At 27.6% G+C, this 18,212-nt stretch carries 14 protein-coding genes; 5 read left to right on the forward strand and 9 right to left on the reverse strand.

The window, feature by feature from the left end; genetic code table 11:
• Position 1: 1 nt before the first annotated feature.
• From aroE to DIC82_02020, 5 genes are all read right to left on the reverse strand, one after another.
• Positions 2-814, reverse strand: a complete 813-nt coding sequence (gene aroE, locus DIC82_02000) for a shikimate dehydrogenase (GenBank protein AWK49934.1) — start codon at positions 812-814, stop codon at positions 2-4.
• A gap of 143 nt (positions 815-957) precedes the next feature.
• Entirely contained in the window at positions 958-2,106 is a 1,149-nt protein-coding gene (locus DIC82_02005) for a bifunctional chorismate mutase/prephenate dehydratase (protein AWK49935.1), read from the reverse strand.
• 131 nt (positions 2,107-2,237) lie between these two features.
• A complete protein-coding gene (locus DIC82_02010; protein ID AWK49936.1) occupies positions 2,238-3,311 on the reverse strand; it encodes a chorismate synthase in 1,074 nt (357 codons plus the stop codon).
• Complete coding sequence (gene aroA, locus DIC82_02015; protein AWK49937.1) at positions 3,289-4,596, reverse strand: 3-phosphoshikimate 1-carboxyvinyltransferase; 1,308 nt, start codon at positions 4,594-4,596, stop codon at positions 3,289-3,291. Before aroA ends, DIC82_02010 begins: the two co-directional genes overlap by 23 nt.
• Positions 4,597-4,676: 80 nt before the next feature.
• The gene (locus DIC82_02020; GenBank protein AWK49938.1) at positions 4,677-5,732 is read right to left on the reverse strand and encodes a 3-dehydroquinate synthase; all 1,056 of its coding nucleotides are present in this window, start codon (positions 5,730-5,732) and stop codon (positions 4,677-4,679) included.
• Between the two features lie 717 nt (positions 5,733-6,449).
• On the opposite strand from DIC82_02020, the gene DIC82_02025 reads away from it, so the two are divergent.
• The 3 genes from DIC82_02025 (at position 6,450) to DIC82_02035 (ending at position 9,204) form a co-directional block, all read left to right on the forward strand.
• Positions 6,450-7,427, forward strand: coding sequence for a hypothetical protein (locus tag DIC82_02025; protein ID AWK49939.1), 978 nt, complete (start codon positions 6,450-6,452; stop codon positions 7,425-7,427).
• A 54-nt stretch (positions 7,428-7,481) separates the two neighbouring features.
• Positions 7,482-8,582: an IS4 family transposase gene (locus DIC82_02030; GenBank protein ID AWK49940.1), complete on the forward strand. Its 1,101-nt coding sequence runs from the start codon at positions 7,482-7,484 to the stop codon at positions 8,580-8,582.
• Positions 8,583-8,736: 154 nt separating this feature from the next.
• Positions 8,737-9,204 carry a hypothetical protein gene (locus DIC82_02035; protein ID AWK49941.1) on the forward strand — a complete coding sequence of 156 codons (468 nt, stop codon included), beginning with the start codon at positions 8,737-8,739 and terminating at the stop codon, positions 9,202-9,204.
• Positions 9,205-9,412: 208 nt separating this feature from the next.
• Here DIC82_02035 and DIC82_02040 read toward each other — a convergent pair whose 3' ends face one another.
• Together DIC82_02040 and cls are read right to left on the reverse strand one after the other, a co-directional pair.
• A complete protein-coding gene (locus DIC82_02040) occupies positions 9,413-10,594 on the reverse strand; it encodes an MFS transporter (protein ID AWK49942.1) in 1,182 nt (393 codons plus the stop codon).
• 93 nt (positions 10,595-10,687) lie between these two features.
• Positions 10,688-12,121, reverse strand: coding sequence for a cardiolipin synthase (gene cls, locus DIC82_02045; GenBank protein AWK49943.1), 1,434 nt, complete (start codon positions 12,119-12,121; stop codon positions 10,688-10,690).
• Between the two features lie 1,056 nt (positions 12,122-13,177).
• Here cls and DIC82_02050 point away from each other — a divergent pair.
• Positions 13,178-15,628, forward strand: a complete 2,451-nt coding sequence (locus DIC82_02050; protein AWK49944.1) for a leucine--tRNA ligase — start codon at positions 13,178-13,180, stop codon at positions 15,626-15,628.
• 471 nt (positions 15,629-16,099) lie between these two features.
• Here DIC82_02050 and DIC82_02055 read toward each other — a convergent pair whose 3' ends face one another.
• A complete protein-coding gene (locus DIC82_02055) occupies positions 16,100-16,849 on the reverse strand; it encodes a hypothetical protein (GenBank protein ID AWK49945.1) in 750 nt (249 codons plus the stop codon).
• Between the two features lie 253 nt (positions 16,850-17,102).
• Here DIC82_02055 and DIC82_02060 point away from each other — a divergent pair, with 253 nt between their 5' ends.
• Positions 17,103-17,432: a HesB-like protein gene (locus DIC82_02060; GenBank protein ID AWK49946.1), complete on the forward strand. Its 330-nt coding sequence runs from the start codon at positions 17,103-17,105 to the stop codon at positions 17,430-17,432.
• A 59-nt stretch (positions 17,433-17,491) separates the two neighbouring features.
• Here DIC82_02060 and DIC82_02065 read toward each other — a convergent pair whose 3' ends face one another.
• The gene (locus DIC82_02065; protein ID AWK49947.1) at positions 17,492-18,166 is read right to left on the reverse strand and encodes a hypothetical protein; all 675 of its coding nucleotides are present in this window, start codon (positions 18,164-18,166) and stop codon (positions 17,492-17,494) included.
• Positions 18,167-18,212 lie beyond the last annotated feature (46 nt).

The raw sequence follows: 18,212 nt of genomic DNA on the forward strand, positions 1-18,212 counted from the left end.
CCTACTTAAATTCATCTTGAAATATTGAGTACAACTCTTGAGTCACATCATTATCAAGTGGAATACCCTGCCATATTTCCTCTGCCTTTATAGCTTGACCTACTAGCATTTCAATCCCACCATATACTTTTTTGTTCAAGGTTTTCCCTATTTTTAAGAATTTTGTTTCTTTTGGATTATAAATGACATCTATTAAAACATTGAAATTAGATATTATATCTTCATTAACTGCAGTTTCATTTATATGAGGATACATTCCAAGTGGAGTTGAATTTATTAAAATATCACCTTTTAGATTTGATATATCTTCATAAGATCTACATTCAATTCTATTATCATCATAGCCACAACTATCTTTGCTTTTTCTTGATACTAAATAAATCTTTTTTATTCCTTTATCTAGAAGATAAGTAATTACAGATTTAGCTGCTCCACCATTTCCAAGTATCATTGCTATATTGCCTTTAACATTAATATCATTATTTTTTATAATCGTCCCAAAACCAAAATAATCTGTATTATATCCATATAACTTTCCATCATTTAAATAAATAGTATTTACTGCACCTATTTTCTTAGCTTCCTCTGATATACAATCTAAATATTTCATTACCTCTTGCTTATAAGGGATAGTTACATTAACTCCCTTTATTTTAAGAATTTTTAATGAATCTATAGCATTGCCTAAATCCTCCTTTTCTACTTCAAAGAGCTTATATGCCCCTTCAATATCTAAAGCTTTGAAAAGTGTATTATGAATCTTAGGCGAAAGACTATGTGGCAATTTTTCTCCTATTAATCCGTAAAAATCCAAGTTAATCCCCCCTTAATTCAATTAACAATGTACAATTAACAATTGATGATAAAGCTCAAAGAGAAAGTTCGAATACCGAAATATAAAATTTCGATTTTCACTTTTCCCTACAGGATTTTTTATATTATATTAATTGTTAATCGTTAATTGTTAATTGATTTTTTGTATCCACCAATAAGTTTAAAGTAAGCACTACTTTGTTCAATTAATTTTAAAGCTTTTATTACTTTTTCACTTTCAATATTACCTTCAAAATCAATATACAAGAAATATTTCCAAGCACCCTTTTCCATTGGTCTTGATTCAATTTTCATCATGTTTATATTATTTTCAGCAAAATGCCTTAATAATTTATATAAAGTTCCTGCCTTATGTTCAAGTGAAAATACAACACTTACCTTATTACAGCTTTGATCTGTCTCAAGATTTTTTGATATTATTATAAATCTTGTTGAGTTATCACTTTGATTATTTATATTTGCTTCTATAATATCTAATCCATATATACTAGCAGCTCTATTACTTGCAATAGCAACTTTGGATATATCTTTCAAATCACTAATGAGTTTTGCACTTACAGCTGTACTATGGAAAGGTATAAGCTTCCAATCACTATGTTTTTTCAAAAATTCAGTACTTTGTTCAATAGGTTGAGGATGAGAATATACCTCTTTAATTGTATCTAAAGTTGTACCATTAATACCAATTAAATTTTGGTTTATTTTAATACACTCTTCTCCAACAATGTGAAAACCGTATTTATATATAAGATCATAAACTTGTGAAATAGCACCTGTTGAAGAATTTTCTATAGGTAGAATTCCATATTTAATTTCATCATTTTTTACTGCTAAAAATATATCCTCAAACTCATCATAATCATTAGGTTTTTCCACAGAACCAAAATATTTCAACATAGCTTCTTCAGTAAATGACCCTGGAACACCATAGAACCCAATCTTTCCTTGTTTTATATCCTTAGTTTCCTGTAAACTTACTTTTTTTTCTATAACTTTTTCAGCTTCTAAAATTTTTCTGCTTTGAAGTTCCCTTGATACTTCCATTAATGATATAAAAAACTTTCTTGTTTCTTCAGCATAATCATTATTTTTTAGATATCCAACATTTTTTTCAATAACTTCATCTTCTCTATCTCTATTAAAAATAGGTAAGTTATTAGTCTTTTTATAATTTGCAATATTAATAACAGTGTCCATTCTATCTTCAAAAAGCTTAGTTATCTCTTTATCTATTTCATCAATTCTATTTCTATAATTATCTATATCTGACATTTTAACACCACCCCTTAAATCAATTGGCAATTAACAAAGAACAATTAACAATTGAGGATAAAATCCTCCGGGATTTTTCTAATATACTTTTTCCCAAGTTCCCTAGGAACTTGTTCCTCAATTGTTAATTGTTAACTGAGTAAATCAAGTATCCCAATGGCCGTTACTGCTTCAATTACTGGAACAGCTCTTTGTACTATACATGGATCATGTCTTCCTTGAATTACAAGGTCTGACTCTTTGTTTTCTGCAATATCTATGGTTCTTTGAGTCTTTGATATTGAAGGGGTTGGCTTTATCCCAACATTAAATAATATTGGCATTCCATTAGTTATTCCACCTGTTATTCCGCCATTATTATTTGTATACGTCTTAACTTTATCTCCATCATAATAATATTCATCATTACATTCTGAGCCTCTAAGTTCACTCATTGAAAATCCTTTTCCAAATTCTATACCCTTAACAGCCGGAACTGAAAACATTAAATGAGCTAATGTAGATTCTACTGAATCAAAAAATGGATTCCCAATACCTGCATCAATTCCAAGAACAGTACATTCAATTGTTCCTCCAACTGAATCTTGATCTTTCTTTGCTTCAAGAATTGTATTTCTCATTTCTTCTTCTTTTTCTGGAGTCAAAAGTGGTAATTCTTCAACTTTTAGTCGATCTAATAATTCTTTATTTAAATCAACATCATAAAAACTCTTATCTTCAACATTACCTATACTTTTAACGTGAGCTCCTATATTAATTCCCTTTGCTTCTAGAACTTGCTTGCAAACAGCTCCTGCAAATACTAATGGTGCTGTAATTCTCCCTGAGAAATGTCCACCACCTCTATAATCATTAAATCCGTTATATCTAATGGATCCAGGATAATCCGCATGTCCAGGCCTCATTAAATCCTTGAGCTTTCCATAATCCTTAGAGTGCATATCGGCATTTCTTATTAATGCACAAAGTGGTGTTCCTGTAGTTTTTCCTTCAAAAAATCCACTTAAGATTTCTGGTGCGTCAGCTTCTTTTCTTGCAGTGGATAAATTACTCTTACCTGGTGCGCGCCGATCCATCTCTTTCATAACTTCTTCAATGTTAATCTCAAAGCCAGATGGAAGTCCATCTATTGTTATACCTATTCCTACTCCATGAGATTCCCCAAAAATAGAAACCTTTAATTTATTCCCCCACATTCCACTCATCAAATACACCTCCTACATTCTTAAAATCTTTCCAAAATTCCGGATATGACTTTGAAACACATTCATAATCTTTTAATATAATAGGTTCTTTGCATACAGTAGATGCTATAGCTAAAGTCATTGCAATTCTGTGATCCTTATGGCTCCAAACTTCTACATTTCCTTTAAGTTCTATAACGCCTTCAATTATTAATCCATCTTCTTTTTCTGTGATTTTAGCGCCTAATTTATTCAGTTCAGAAGTTACAGCCGCTAATCTATCACATTCTTTTATTCTAAGCCTTCCAGCATTTATTATCTCTGTTGTGCCTTCACTTAAGGCTGCAACTAAAGATACTACTGGAATTATATCTGGACATTGAGAACCATCAATAACAGTTGCTTTTAAATTGCCATCAACTACTCCTATTAATCCATTATTTTTATTCTTTAAGTTTAGTCCCATTCTCTCCAAAATATCTATTACTTCTTTATCTCCTTGAAGTGAATCTAACTTTAAATCATTAAGCACAACATTATTTGAAAGTGCATCAGCGCAGAAGAAAAATGCTGATTGAGAATAATCTCCCTCAACTCTATAGTCTCTGCTCTTATAATTTTGATTTCCCTTAATTATAAATTCTTCATAATTATTATTTATAATCTCCACACCAAAATCCTTAATTGCACTTAAAGTTAAATCAATATATCCCTTTGATTCCATTTCTGTTGTTATTATTATTTTAGAATCTCCATCTAAAAGAGGAAGTGTAAATAATAACCCTGTTATAAATTGTGAACTTATATTTCCTTTGACCTCAAATTCTCCAGCTTTCAATTTACCTTCAGTCTTTAAATCTAATATTCCATCTTTATATGTGTATTTTATTCCTTGCTTATCAAATATATTGTAATATGTGTCTAGTGGTCTTTTTCCTAAATTACCTCTTCCAACAAACCTATTAACTCCATTAAATAAAGCTGCAATAGGTACTAAAAATCTTAAAGTTGAACCTGACTCATTACAATCTATAATTCTTTCTATTTTTACTTCATTATATTTAATATTTTCAGTACATTTAATTCCATAAACTTCAAGATGATCTTCTTTTCTTGTTATCTTTGCCCCTAATGATGACATAGCCTCAATAGTGGCTATAATATCATCTGAATAATCTATATTGGTAACCTTGCTTACACCATCTCCAAGTGCTGCACAAATTACTGCTCTATGTGCCATGCTTTTAGATGGCGGTATCTTAACTTCACCACTTAATTTGCTTGGATAAATTTTTAAATTCCCCATGATTTTACCTCACTTTATCAAATTTCAATTATCAATTATCAATTTAGCACTTTGCATCCATTCACACATATAATTGATAATTATGAATTGAAAAATTCAACATTAGTCTTTTCTAAAAATGATTCTCCAATATTCTTTAATAATACCACTTTAAGAACATTATCAATATTTTTCTTATCTAAAGCTATAGTATCTGAAATTACTGAATTATCATCAATTTCTACTTCATAAGGAAGACCATATTGAACTAATATTTCTTTAATATCTTCTGCCACACCCTTTTCAGTAAGTCCTTTATTTTCTGCAAGTTTACTTATTTCATACATTCCTATGGCTACCGCTTCTCCATGAGAAAATCTTTTAAAGTTATAATAAGTTTCTATAGCATGACCTAAAGTATGTCCGAAGTTTAATAACATTCTTTCTCCAGTATCTTTTTCATCATTTTCCACAACACATTTTTTTATAAAGCAACATCTGTGGATTATAGCCTCTATATTGTGCATAACTTCTTCTTTAGTCTTTAAGTTCTTTAGAAACAAGAAAAATTCGTTATCTTTTATACATCCATATTTAATAACTTCACCCATACCATCTCTAAAGAATCTTTCACTTAAAGTCTCTAACACATTTGGATCTATTAAAACTAATTTAGGATGATAAAAACTTCCAACTAAGTTTTTACCTCTTTCTAAATCCACTGCAACTTTTCCACCTACACTACTATCAACTTGAGCAAGGAGAGACGTTGGCATTTGTACAAAGTCTACACCTCTTAAGAAAGTAGATGCAACAAAACCACCAAGATCTCCAATTACTCCTCCACCAAGAGTTATAATCAAATCGCTTCTTGTAAGTTTAAAGTCTAAAAGTTCGTTATATATTATAGGAAGAGTAGCAAACGCCTTAGTTTCTTCACCAGGTTCTAAAGCCATTAGCTTAACCTCATATCCAGCATTAACTAAACATGATTTAACTCTATTTCCATAATGAGAGTCTACATTTTTATCTGTTAATATAAAGACCTTTTTACCTGTGTATATCTTTTTGATTTCTAAATTAATTTGATCAATTAATCCCTTTTTTATTATAATAGGATAGCTTCTTTCCCCTAACTCAACAACTAAGTCTTCCATTTTTCAAACGCCCCTTTTCTTTACTATAATGTAGAACCATCACTTTAATTAACAATTGATACCTTCTAAATAATTTACATTAAATTATTTATCTCTTAATCTTAACATAAAAAAATGGAGCTCATATATAATGAGCTCCATAAAATATCAATACTATTTACCTAATCTAAAAAAATTATATGAATATTAAACACTCATTAAAAAGGTATTATTCAGTTTTCTGCAAAATAAATAGCCAGCGCTAAAATAGAAGCCCCAGAACATAAAATAAAAAAAGCTATAAAATTTTTGCATAACTGATTTTTTAATATCCCTTTCCATGTTTTTCTCCATTCTTAATTTAATAGTTATTTTACACAACGAACATTAATCTAATATTCACCATTAAAATTTATCTTTTTACTATTATAACAAATTGAAATACAATGTCAATATTTTTTAATAATCTTTCATTTATATTATCAACCAGTTATTTACTTGTTAATAATAACTTTGTATGATTACTATATTTTTAAAAATTCAATTAAATAATTTTAAATCCATTAAAATTAAAACATTCATTATTTTTAAGAAAAACCTATTATATACTCTAACAATATATAATAAGGCACAATCAAAAAATAACAAGTCCATTTGTTAGCCTATTTCCCATCATAAATAATAATATAAATGTAAATAATAAATTAAATAACTATATGAATAAGGTGGACTATAATAATGATAAACAAAAAGTTTATTTGCATTTTTTTAACTTTTTTTATATTTTTTTTAGTCGGCTGTGATTATGAAAAGACTATTAAAAATAAAGATACTGAAAATATACCAGATATAACTTTAACTAATTCAAATAATGATTTACATGCAGATTATACTAATTTTAACGGTTTTAATATGACTAAAGATAATATAAGCTTTAAAATTGATGGTGTACCCTTAACTCTTACATTACCAATATATTTAGATAAAAATAGATATTATATTTCTTTAAATGAATTTACCGATAAACTTAATGGAAAAATTCAAAAAATTGATACTTTATTAAACATAAAAATTAATGATACGGATTATTCAATTAACTTATCAAACAATATAGTAGACTGTCCCAATAATAGTTTTTCCCTAAAAAAAGCATTATTAAATGAAAATGATATATATTATATAGGATTTTCTGATTTTTCACATATGCTTGATCTTTATACTAGATGGGATAAAGATCAGAAAATTATTAATTGTAAAACAAATTGTTTTACTAATTCAAATATTACTCCATATAAATCTAAAATAAATCAAATAGGTCTCATCAGATTTGAAGATGTTGGCTTAAACTCTCAACCTTATGGCAAAGATTATTTTGAAAAACTTCGTATAATATCATATTACATGAGTGAAACGAAAATTCCATATCATATTGCATGGATTCCACGATATGTAATTCCAAATAATGGAGTCGACAATGATCCATTAACTAAAAATAATTTTGAGATTGCAGAAATGGTCTATAGTCTAGATTATTTCACAACACATAACGGTATCATTGGACTTCATGGCTATACTCATCAATGTGGAAATTGTGAATCAGCTGTTGGATTTGAATTTGGAAAATATGAGCCTTCTCCAACTGTTTTTAGAGAAAAAATTCAAAAAGCTATTGAAACGGTTTTAGTGTTGCATAAAGCAACAATTTTCAATGAATAATTATTGAATATCAAGGACAACCTTCAATTATAAGATTGGAGGTTGTTTTTGATTATGGATAAACTTGCAAATAGAAGTGTGTTTAGAAAATTAATTAAACTTATTGATGGGAATATTGGAAGAAAATTAAGAAAAGCGAATAATGAATATAAATACTCAAAGTGCTATACAGGTCGGGATCATATTCTAACAATGTTGTTTTTACAAATCTCCGGCTGTGATGGATTAAGAGATATTAATGCTAAATATAAAAATTCATCGAAGATAAGTAAGGATTTCAACATGCCAAGTTATTCCCAAATATCTAGATTAAATAAGAGTAAGTCATCAGATTTATTTAGAAATGTTTTCGAAGAATTATTGGTAAAAGCTGATAAAGAAATGAATTCTTTAGTTAAAATAAAGAACTTTAAAGATATTAAAATAATAGATTCATCAGTAGTTAGTATAGGCAAGGGCTTAGCCCCTGAACTCTATTATGAAGATGAAAAATCTGCTGTTAGAATTAGTACTCTTTTATCATTTGAAACTAAGTTACCTGATAAAATTAGCATCCGCCCTGCTAAAGTAGGAGAACGTAGTTGTATTGACGGTTATGTTAATTCGGAGAAAAATATATATTTATTTGATAAGGGATATTTTAAGTATTCTTGGTATGATGAAATGAGTCATGATAATTATAAATTTATCACAAGACAACAAAGCAACTCTGTTACGGAGGAGTATTTGTCCATTTATACTGGAATAGATAATCTATATGATTATATTGTTACAATGGGGTCTGATTATAGTAAAAATAAAACTAAATATAAATATAGAGAGATTCTATATTTTACTAAGGACTCCGACGAAGAATTCCGTTTAGTTACTAACATATTCGATATGCCAGCTGAAGATATAGTATCTCTCTATAAAAAGCGTTGGGATATTGAGTTATTCTTTAAATGGATAAAACAACATCTGACTATTAAAAAATGGGTTGGAAGAACCCTTAACGCAATATCCATACAAATATATAGTGCCCTTATTATCTATATTTTATTACTTTTAATAAAATATAGATTTAAAAGTAATTTAAGCACTTTTGATGTGCTCCGAAAGTTTCAGGCTAATATATTAGAAAGATATGCTCTAAGGAATATTTTGTTACCGTGACTAATTATTAAAGTTAAAATTTTGTTGAAAAACCAAGGGGTATCTTTATAATATTTTATATACATAATATTACTTAAAAACATTTATGATCCAATTTGTAAAACTCCAACCAAATAAAATGTTATTGATTGGAGTTTTAAATATTATACTATAAATATTTTGTCTTTATGCAACATCAAAAATTGAAACGGCTTCTTATTTAGATATTCCTATAAGTTTCTTTGAAGTTCCCCATTATGAAATTACACCAAGCCAAAATAAAATTGCTGAAGAATACTTCAAAATATTATATTACCCATTTAATGATTATGGATTAAAAAAGGCTGATTTAACTAAGCCACAGCTTAGCCCTTATAATAAATCCTCTTACTATATTTCAACTCCACTTGATTATATTCCTCTATACAAAGAAGATAATGCTTTAGCTAAACTTAAAAATGCTAATATTAATAACATGGGTAGTATCTTTTTTCATCCTAATTTAGAAAATAACTATATTTCTTTAACTGACGACTCTAGTGGAGCACCTACATTTACTTATACTGATAATTCAACATTGAAAAAATTGGTAAGTATATTAGAAGAGAAAGGTTTTAAAATGATTAAAGTTACAGATATTTAATATACACTAATGTTGAGAATCACGACTGTAACTACACTACTAAATTTATTTTAATGCTTAGGCATATTCAAAAAAGAAAATCCTTCATAAGATAAATTAAACTCTTATGAAGGATTTTTTTTTTAGCTTTTTATTGAATTAATATACTTTTGTTTTATGTTTTTATTGCATCACATATAAGCTTAAAAATACTTTCATTAAAAAAACATTAATTTATTTTGTTGTTCTTTGAAATAACCTTACTAGATTGATTTGGAAGAATTTTAGAAGCAATTAGCGAACATATTAATATGATTGAAAATCCCACTAAGTACATTTTTGTGTATCCAAATCTTACTTGGATTATACTAAATATTTGAGGATATACAAAATTAGCACCAGCAGATCCTAGTACAGTTACAAATGCATATGTACCTGCAACTAATTCATCATTAACAACTTCTCTAATATATTTAAATAAAAATGTTAAATAACATGCATACATCACACCATGTAATTGGTCCCCTAAAACAATTAAAGGTATATATCCTGTTGAAAATAACACTATTCTAGTGGCTCCTATAAGAAAAGCTATAATTAAATACTTTTTAGGATTTTTGTCCTTTAAAAATCTTCCAACAAGCATAAAAGATATAAATTCAATAAAAACTCTAGCAAATATAGATTTACTATATATAGAATTAGCTAAAGCAGTGTTTCCTGTTATTTCTATTAAATAAGTTGAATATGCAAATTCTATTGCATTATAAACTCCAATAATTAAAATGCTAGTAAATCCAAGGATTATTGAATTTCTATTTTTCAATATATCATTTAATTTTATTGTCTTCTTTTTAGCCTTTGATTCAATATTTTTAAATTTTATAGCTATTATAAGTATAATTATACTTGTCATTATAATACCTAATAAATGGATAGTTTTAAATCCATATTTTGAAATTATAATACCACTTAAAAGTACTACACATCCAAATCCTATAGAGCCCCATTTTCTTATTTGAGAATATTCCATTTTTTGTTTGACACATAAACCTTCAACATACACTTCATATATCGTTCCAACTGTTTGTATAATTATTCCATACAAAACTGCAAAGAAATATATAACACTTCTATTAATAAACATTAAAAATCCTATCATACAAATTAATCCACATAAATGTACAATAATGAACTTCTTCTTATTTTCACTTGCTGAAAATTTACTAACTAAAAATTGTTGTGAAATAATTGCAAACAATGCACCTATAGATACAACTTTTCCTACTTCACTTAATGATAATCCAACTACTTGATTTAAATATGGTACATAAAAAGTCGTTACTATGCTTAGTACTCCATAATTAATAAAGGTAGTTAATGAATAATGAAATTTAACTTTGTCTTTCATATAATACTCCTTGTATTTTCTCTATTTTTAATATATTAATTTATTGTATTAATTAATATTATAATAGGTTTAGTCTTATGAATTGGTGAGTATCTATAATATAGGTGATACTAGTCTAATTAATGATTCCTTAATTCTAATAATAATGCTTCTATTATCATATATTTCTTTAGTTATTTCTTCTGAATCTTTAATATCTTTCATAAATTGTTCTTCTCCGTCCTTCGCAATCCTATCATCAAAAATAAATGCATTAACTTCAAAATTCAATTTAAAACTTCTTATGTCCAAATTTGCTGTACCTATACTCATTACTGTACTATCTGCAACTATTGTCTTTGCATGAATAAATCCATTTTGATAGTTGTATACTTTTATTCCTGCTTCTAACAATTCTCCTATATAAGAACTAGCTGCCCATTGCATATAAAAATGATCTGGTTTTCCTGGTATTATTATTCTCACATCAACCCCAGATAGTGCAGATATTTTTAAAGATTCTAATATAGGTAAATCTGGTACTAGATATGGTGTTTCAAGATAAACATTCTCTTTAGCATTATTTATGAGTTTTATGTAAGCATTTCTAATATATTGTTCCTTATGGTCCGGTCCACTGGTTACAATTTGTATTCCAATATCCCCTGCACATTTGTTACTATTTGATGAATATTTATCATAATCTTCTATTTCTTCATCTGCTGCATAACACCAATCAAGTAGAAATCTTTCATTCAAATCATCTACTGCTTCTCCCTCAATTCTTACATGGGTATCTCTCCAAAATCCTATTTCTGGATCTTTACTAATATATTCTTCTCCAACATTAAATCCTCCTAAATAACCGTATTCTCCATCAATTACAACTATTTTTCTGTGATTTCTATAGTTTATACGAGTATTTATGTGTGGTACGATTCCTGGAAAAAAGAGTGAGTATTTTCCTCCAGCAGCCATATATTTTTTAATTGCTTTCTTTGTTAATTTTCGAGATCCCATACTATCTACTAATAATCTAACTTCTAAACCTTTTTCTGCCTTCTTTGTAAGTTCCTTAATGATATTCTTTCCAAGCATATCATTTTTAAAAATATAATATTCTATATGAATATATCTTTTTGCATTTTTTATATCTTTAATTAGTTGTTTAAATTTATCTTCGCCATTCGCATATACTTTAACATTATTATTTGTTGTATATTTTGCACCTGAATGATTGAAATTCATCTTTCTTAAATCTAAAAATCTCTCGCCACCATCATGACAATGAGTATCTTTTTCATATTTATCATTTATATTTTTCCGTTTATCTTCATCAACACGTATTTTTTCTTTAAAAATCTTTTGTCTGCTCAAATTTTGACCAAACATAACATATATTATAAACCCTAATCCTGGCAAAACCAATAATATTAAAAGCCATGCCCATGTTGTAGTTGGATCTTTTCGCTCTATGAAAACTAAGGATAAAGAAAAAATCATATTTAATATTAAAATTATAATGCTTAGTATTAACAGTATATTCATGTTTTTTCACTTCCTTTTTCCCTGTGAATCAATTGCTAATCAAAATCTACTTATCCCCATTATTGCATAAGATTTATTGATAGTTTACATCTTATTGTATCATGATTATACATATTTATATTATTAAAGTTTTTGCAATTATAAAATGGATTTTAAATTAGATTATAAATTCGTTTATACCTTTAGATTTGAATATATAGATACATTTACGTAAAAAAATAATTGCTGTAAATTATGTATATATCAGCCACTATAAAATATGTTAAAACTCATATAATTAAATAACTTTAAAACCCTACTAGAATTGACTTTCACATTTAGTAGGATCTTAATATTATTTATGTTTTTTATTCTCTACTACTATTTAAAAACACCACAATTTATTAGCTCCACATTATTTTTCTTTAACCACTCTTTTACCTCTGCAAAAGTCAATGCTTTTACTTCAAGAGGACGAATCATATTATATGATGAAATTTCTAGTAAATTTTAATCTACATATCCTAGATGAACTGCAATTATTGCTAAATAACTATCTAATATTTCTCGCTGGTCATTTAAAATATTGATAGCATATAGCCTATAGTAATCGTTTAATTATATGCTAATGATAGTTTTTTTTATATTAACTGTCAATAATTTTCATGTCATAACTTGATTTTCATATTTTCAAATTATCAATAACTTTACTCAAAAATCTAAAAATATAAATATACTTTTATCCGTTTCTTGACTTTTTTAGATTTTTTAATATATAATGTTATTAAAATTTTATATTATGTGATGAATAGGAGTATTAGTAATAAATATATTTTAAAGAGAGCTGTTGTTTGCTGTAAAACAGTATTATATTGTTATGAACTTGCCTAGGAGCTTACTTGTTAAAGCAAGTACGGTAAACCCGTTAAAATATTAAGTGAGAAGAATTAATTAATTTAATTTCTTCTAATTAAGAGTGGTACCACGGAAATTATGCTTTCGTCTCTTTGTTTTAGAGATGAAGGCTTTTTTTATACAATTTAAGCACAATTGACAATATTTATAGGAGGCTATATAATGGCAAATTACGGAACTAAAGTTGATAAAAAATGGCAACAGATATGGGAAGAAAATGAGACTTATAAGTTTAATCCTGAAAAATCAGAAAAGAAACTTTATACCCTTGAAATGTTCTCTTATCCATCAGGTGCCCAATTACATGCTGGTCACTGGTTTAACTATGGACCAACAGATTCATGGGCAAGACTTAAGAGAATGCAAGGCTATAATGTATTCCAACCTATGGGGTTTGATGCTTTTGGTTTACCTGCTGAAAATTATGCAATTAAAACTGGCATCCATCCACAAGATTCTACTTTAAAGAACATTGAAACAATGGAAAAACAATTAAAATCAATGGGAGCTATGTTTAACTGGGAAAATGAGGTTGTTACTTGTCTTCCTGATTATTATAAATGGACTCAATGGTTATTTTTAAAGCTTTATGAAAAAGGCTTAGCTTACAGAAAGAAAGCTCCTGTAAACTGGTGTCCATCTTGTAACACTGTTTTAGCTAATGAACAGGTTGTTGATGGTGTATGTGAAAGATGTAGCACTGAGGTTACTAAAAAGGATTTAACTCAATGGTTCTTTAAAATAACTGATTATGCTGATGAATTACTAGATAAATTAGATGATTTAGATTGGCCTGAAAAAACTAAATCTATGCAAAAACATTGGATTGGAAGATCATATGGTGCTGAAGTTACATTTAAAGTTAAAGATTCAGATTTAGACTTTAGCGTATTCACTACAAGAGCTGATACTTTAAATGGTGTAACTTACGTTGTTTTAGCTCCTGAAAATAAATTAGTTGATAAATTAACACTTCCTGAATATAAGGATGTAGTTGAAGAATATAAAGAAGCTGCTGCAAAGCAAACTGAAATTGAAAGACAATCTGTTTCAAAGGAAAAGAGCGGTGTGTTTACTGGGTCATATGCCATAAACCCTATTAATGGCAAAGTAGTACCTATTTGGATTTCTGATTACGTTTTAGCTACCTATGGTACTGGATGCGTAATGGCTGTTCCTGCTCATGATGAAAGAGACTTTGCTTTTGCAACTAAATTCAATTTACCAATTGAAAGAGTTATAACTAACAAGGATAACACTGATCCAAAACTTCCATATTGCGAATATGGTGTACTTGTTAATTCAGGAAAATTCGATAATTTAACAACTGAAGAAGGTAAAATTAAGATTATTGAAGAGTTAGAAAAAGATAAATTAGGTGCTATGAAGGTCAACTTTAGATTAAGAGACTGGTTAGTTTCAAGACAAAGATACTGGGGTGCTCCAATTCCAGTTGTATATTGTGATACATGTGGAATTGTTCCAGTACCTGAAAAAGATCTTCCAGTAGAACTTCCTTATAATGTTGAATTTACTCCAGATGGTAAATCACCACTTAGTAAATCTGAAGATTTTATAAATACTACTTGCCCTCATTGTGGAGGTCATGCAAAAAGAGAAGCTGATACTTTAGATACATTTGTATGCTCATCTTGGTACTACTTAAGATATGCAGATAATAAAAATGAAGATGCACCTTTTGATACTGAAAAGATCAACAAGATACTTCCTGTAGATAAATATGTTGGTGGTCCTGAACATGCTTGCATGCATTTATTGTATGCAAGATTTATAACAAAGGCTTTAAGAGATATGGACTACTTAAACTTTGATGAGCCATTCTTAAGTTTAACTCATCAAGGCTTAATCCTTGGACCAGATGGACTTAAAATGAGTAAATCAAAAGGAAATACAATTTCTCCTGATGATTATATTAAAGATTTTGGTGCTGACGTATTTAGAATGTATTTAATGTTTGGATTTGGATACACTGAAGGCGGTGCTTGGAGTGATGATGGAATCAAATCTGTTGGTAAATTTGTAGATAGAATAGAAAGAATTCTAGACTCATGTAGAGAAATAATGGACTCCACTGAAAATACCAAAGACTCTATTGATGGAGCTGAAAAAGAATTAAACTTTTGGAGACATACAGCTATAAAAGGTGTTACTGAAGATGCAGATAAAATGCAATTTAATACTGCAATAGCAAGACTTATGGAATTAGTTAATGCGTTCAACAAATATCTTCAAGAAGATGTTAAAAATACGAATTTCTTAAAAGAAGCTATAGTTGATTTCTTAAAACTTCTTGCACCATTTGCTCCTCATTTTACTGAAGAACAATGGAGTTTAATTGGAAATACTTCAACAATCTTTAATGAAAAATGGCCAGAATTTAATCCTTCTGCCTTAATTAAAGATGAAGTTGAAATTGCAATCCAAATTAATGGTAAAATAAAAGCAAAAATTAATGTACCTTCTAATTTAGATGAAGAAGGAATTAAGACCGCTTCTTTAGGTAATGAAATAATTAAAGAAAATACTGATGGTAAAACTATAGTTAAAGTAATTGTAATTAAAGGAAGACTTGTTAACATAGTTATTAAGTAATATTACAATTGACAATTTATTATAAATTTTAAAAAGACATTAGAGTTTTTGCTATAGAAAACTCTAATGTCTTTTATAATTTTTACTATAAAATCTGAGGTGAGACTATAAAATTTAACGCTACATAAGATTTACTAAGTACTAACATTAATCCCTCTCCAGAGAAACCTAATTCTGTTTCTGTTGATTTTATGAAACAGCTAACAAATGAAATTAATAAAACTAAAAAAATTGACCAAGAGAAGTACTTATACTTGTTTTTTCTGCTTTAATTACTATAATATTTTCGTCTCGTGTATCCAATAAAATATCCGGACCACTTTCTCATCTTAATCAGTATATAAGTGATATTTCAGAAAGAAACTTTGGAAATAAAATAGAAATGCTAGTATATATTAATTAAATTTACAATGCACAATGCACAATGTACAGTTTAAATGTACATTGTGCATTAATTTTTTTGAATATTTCCTAATCTTCTAAATTTAATATTTCTTTAAATTCTAATAATATTTTTCTTACTAAAGTCTCATCTAAAGGCTGATATTCCTTAATATATCCTGATGAATCTAATGATTCATACGCTTTCTTACTCATTGAAATCCAATTTTCAGGCACATATACCCATACTATATCTTCATATTTACAGCTTAACAAAAAATGTTCTAGTCCCACAAATGCATACTCTTCAATTTCGTGTAATTCGTTGAATTTTTTGTAATCTTCTACTATTTTTGAAGTTAATTTGCATTCATATATATCTACATAAAAGAAATCAAATTTTTCTCTTTTTGCTTTAAAAGCGTCACTTCTAATTATCTTTATTTTTTCATTTTGGGGAAAGTTCTGATCATATAATTTGATTACTTCTTCACTAATTTCATATACTATAACTTCTTTTACATCACATTTTTTTGCAATTTCTTGAACTACATATCCAATCCCAAGCCCTACTATTCCAACTCTTCCGGAAGCAAAATGAATAGCTGTATAAGCACTTTCTATTTCTTTAGGCGTTAATTTCATTAAACTAATATCATTCTTATATAATTGAATTACATCTATATTATATTCTTCTTTATTTTCATACATATATCCTTGTAAATTTTGCTTTTTAATTATATTTTTAACTATTTTATAATTACCACAAGTTCCTGGATTAATTAATTCATTATATTTATTCATCTCTTGGAACACAAAATTTTTATTATATGGTTTCATAGTTAATTCCCCTTCTTGAAATATTTGCCTCAAAAGTTTCGCTTTATACTTATCAATTTATAGTAAAATTCTAATAGTTATAACTAATATAATTTTGTATAGCTATTACATTTATATGTTTAACAAACCATAATATAATAGCACATTATTCCTCATAATATAACCATTAAATTCACTTTTTTTTTCGATATATATATGCTATACTAACGTTAATGATTTATTTTCATTAATATTTTGTAGAGTAGGTGTTTATATGAAAAACGTTAATATAAGCGAAGAAGCTTATAATGAGTTTAAAGCTTTTTTAGAAGACAATAAAATAACTGATTTCAATATTAGACTAAATTTTGCTGGCTTTGCATGTAGCGGTCCAATTTTTAATATATCCGTTTCAGAAGCTACTGATGCAGATGAAGTTGAAAAAATCAACGACATTTCATTTATATATGAAAAAAGCCTAATAGAACAATTTGGTGGTTTTATGCTTCTTTCTTCTGAAGAAAATGGAGGTAATGGATTAAGTCTAAAGCCTATCATTGAACCTGAAGGTGGATGCGGCGGCTCTTGTAGTGGATGTCACTAAATTTTATTTAAACAATGAATGTAGAATAAATGTGAAAATATTTATTCTACATTTTTTATTTATTCTATTACATCAATATCTGTTGCTTCTATTTTCCACTGTAAATTCACATAGTCATCACTTATATCATATATACCTTCTAACATATCTATCCAATAATGGTCCTTTACAACCTTCTTTTCTTTATCTTTTCCTGCAATTCCACTTAATATTTCTTCGTTAAATTTATTAAGATATTCATATATTCTTAAAGAAATCGCATGCATATCTTTAAAAGATTGCAAATCTTCATTTCCTAATTCCAATTTACTTTTCTCATTTTTCATTTCCCTATTTAAAACTGATAACATATATTCTTTCATTTTTCCATGTATATCATTTTCCATTATCTTATCCGTTTCTATTTTTTTAGAAAATATTGATAATGAATTTTGCTTATATGATCCATATTGTTGCCACAACTCCATTATGTCACTTGTTATAGCATCATAATTTTTATAAAGTTTTAGCAATTCTTGATTTTTTATACTACCAATTTCAATACTTTTTGATAATATATCCATATTGCTCTCATTTCTTTGCTTAATATCTTCAATTTCAATATACGATTGCTGCCCTATTTTATATTTATAATTATTTATTTTAAATAACGCATATATATTTACTATTACACTGACTATAAGAAGTACAGATATTAGCATCATATAATCTATATTTTTTATTCTGTTTATCAAGCATATCCCTCCAGCCTTACAACTCATTTTAACATATAAGCTTATG

It is taken from the genome of Clostridium beijerinckii (assembly GCA_003129525.1).
Classification (GTDB): Bacteria; Bacillota; Clostridia; order Clostridiales; family Clostridiaceae; genus Clostridium; species Clostridium beijerinckii_D.

Coding starts and splice junctions, on each gene's coding strand:
- DIC82_02005 (AWK49935.1), bottom strand. CDS start 2,106: ATGTCAGATATAGATAATTATAGAAATAGAATTGATGAAATAGATAAA.
- DIC82_02010 (AWK49936.1), bottom strand. CDS start 3,311: ATGAGTGGAATGTGGGGGAATAAATTAAAGGTTTCTATTTTTGGGGAA.
- aroA (AWK49937.1), bottom strand. CDS start 4,596: ATGGGGAATTTAAAAATTTATCCAAGCAAATTAAGTGGTGAAGTTAAG.
- DIC82_02020 (AWK49938.1), bottom strand. CDS start 5,732: ATGGAAGACTTAGTTGTTGAGTTAGGGGAAAGAAGCTATCCTATTATA.
- DIC82_02025 (AWK49939.1), top strand. CDS start 6,450: ATGATAAACAAAAAGTTTATTTGCATTTTTTTAACTTTTTTTATATTT.
- DIC82_02030 (AWK49940.1), top strand. CDS start 7,482: ATGGATAAACTTGCAAATAGAAGTGTGTTTAGAAAATTAATTAAACTT.
- DIC82_02040 (AWK49942.1), bottom strand. CDS start 10,594: ATGAAAGACAAAGTTAAATTTCATTATTCATTAACTACCTTTATTAAT.
- cls (AWK49943.1), bottom strand. CDS start 12,121: ATGAATATACTGTTAATACTAAGCATTATAATTTTAATATTAAATATG.
- DIC82_02050 (AWK49944.1), top strand. CDS start 13,178: ATGGCAAATTACGGAACTAAAGTTGATAAAAAATGGCAACAGATATGG.
- DIC82_02055 (AWK49945.1), bottom strand. CDS start 16,849: ATGAAACCATATAATAAAAATTTTGTGTTCCAAGAGATGAATAAATAT.
- DIC82_02060 (AWK49946.1), top strand. CDS start 17,103: ATGAAAAACGTTAATATAAGCGAAGAAGCTTATAATGAGTTTAAAGCT.